This is a genomic window from Actinosynnema sp. NPDC023658 (assembly GCF_040639995.1).
Taxonomy (GTDB): Bacteria; Actinomycetota; Actinomycetes; order Mycobacteriales; family Pseudonocardiaceae; genus Actinosynnema.
The window spans coordinates 1-1,895 of record NZ_JBFAAX010001029.1 but is presented as its reverse complement, the minus strand read 5'-3'; the positions used below and the strand labels follow the sequence as shown (position 1 = coordinate 1,895).

Below are 1,895 nucleotides of genomic sequence, written 5' to 3'. Positions count from 1 at the left end.
GCGAGCGCACCGGGCGCCCGCTGCCCGCGGACGAACGGGCCCGGGTGCTCGACCGGCTCCAGGCCCAGAGCGCGGAGTTCGGCGACCTGGTCACCGAGCTGGTCGTGCTGGCCCGCGACGAGCGCGAGCTGGCCCGGGAACGCCTCGACGTGGCGCAGGTCGTCGACCGCGCCGTGCGCCGCGCGCGCAGCCGCGCCCACGACCACGTCTTCGACGTCGACCGGGAGTCGTGGTCGATCGTGGGCAACGCCGCGGCGCTGGAGCGCAGCGTGCTCAACCTGCTCGACAACGCCGCCAAGTTCTCTCCCGCCGGATCCACCGTGACCGTCCGGTCCGCCTCGGGGTGGCTCACCGTCACCGACGAAGGACCGGGTCTCCCCGCGGAGCACCGGCGGCAGGCGTTCGACCGGTTCTGGCGTGCCCCCGACGCCCGCGGCCTACCCGGTTCGGGCCTCGGGCTGGCCATCGTGGCCGACACCGTCGCGACCCTCGGCGGAACGGCGCGGTTCACCCCTTCCCCCACCGGCCGCGGCGCCTCGGTGCGGATCGAACTCCCACCCGCCTGAGGTCGACCACCTGCCCGACGGACTGGCCACCTCCGTGCCGGTCGAACCCCCCGCGAGCTCCGGAGCGCGTCACGCTCGGCTGAGCCGAGGCCCGTCCGTGTCGTCCTCCCTGCCTGCGTGGGGTCATCCGGCGAGATCGATCTCGGTGTCGCCCGCGTGCACCCCCGCCACGTGCGCGAGCGTCAGGCGGAAGCGTTCGGGCAGCACGGTCGCCTGCGGCTCCGTCGGAGTGCCGTCCTCGACGACCGTCGCCACTTCGTCGAGCACGGCGCGCAGGGCCGGTCGGGACAGCCGGGGCAGCACCCGGAGCGCGCAGGTCCAGTGGCCTACCACCATGGCCGACGCGGCGAGGCGCAGCGCGTCGTCCCCGGTGGTCGCGTTCGCGAGCGCGGCCAGCGCCCGCCCCCGGCTCGGCCGGTGGTCGATGGAGTCCGCGACCCCCCGCGCCGTGACGAGGTCGTCCGTCGCCACCACCTCCACCACCGCGGCCAACCGCTCCCCGCGGGTGCGCGGGTCCGTCAGGGAACGGGCGAGCGCCAGGGCCCGGTCGACGTCCCCGTGGTCCAGCGCGGCCTCGGACAACGCGGCCACCGCCGTGTTCTGGCAGTGGATGTCGTTGATCATCAACGCGATGGTCGAGGCGTACTCGCGGTACCCGGCACGGCTGGCGGCCTCGCACACGACGGACAGCACGAGATCCCGGTGGAACGGGTGCGAGATCTGCTCCGCCGCCTTCACGGCCTTGCCGAAGATCCCGACCACCGACGTGCGGACCGCGACCTCGACCAGCGCCCGCGCCAGTTCGTCCGGGTCGGTGAGGGTGCGGAGCAGGGCGTACCCCTCCTCGACCGATCCCAGCGCCACGAGGGCCGAGGCGCGCAGGCGCGGATCGGAGATGGACCGGGCGAGGGGTTCGGCGAGGTCGGTGTCGCCCGTGGCGGCCATCGCCCGGACGACCTCGGCCACCGCCCGGTCCCGGTGTCCGGTCCGGATGGCCCGTGCGAACGGCACGGCACGCGCGAAGTCGCCCAACCGGGCCGCCGCGCGGCTCACCGGGAACAGCGCGGCGGCCTGGACCTCGTCGTCGGTGATGGTCGCGGCGAGCCGGGCCGCGGCGTCGAGCAGGGAGGCCGCGCGATCGGGGTCGCCGGCCGCTTCCGCGAGGTCCGCCAACGCCGAGCACCGGTCCTCGGGGTAGTCCACGTGCGCGATCACGTCGAGGGCTCGGTCGAGGAGCGCCGAACGCCGTGGTCCGTCCCCGATCGACGCGGCTGCGGTCGCCGCGGCGCGCAGGTCGGACATCCCGACCGACCGGGCCGCCTCGACCGC

2 protein-coding genes are annotated in these 1,895 nt (G+C 75.5%); one reads left to right on the top strand and one right to left on the bottom strand.

Going from position 1 to position 1,895, the window contains the following annotated elements; genetic code table 11:
- A partial coding sequence (locus AB0G02_RS37690) for an ATP-binding protein (protein ID WP_360804542.1) occupies positions 1-566 on the top strand: 566 nt, incomplete at its 5' end.
- Between the two features lie 123 nt (positions 567-689).
- Here the strand turns inward: AB0G02_RS37690 and AB0G02_RS37685 are convergent.
- Positions 690-1,895 (bottom strand): hypothetical protein (locus AB0G02_RS37685; protein WP_360804539.1); only part of this gene is annotated, 1,206 nt, incomplete at its 5' end.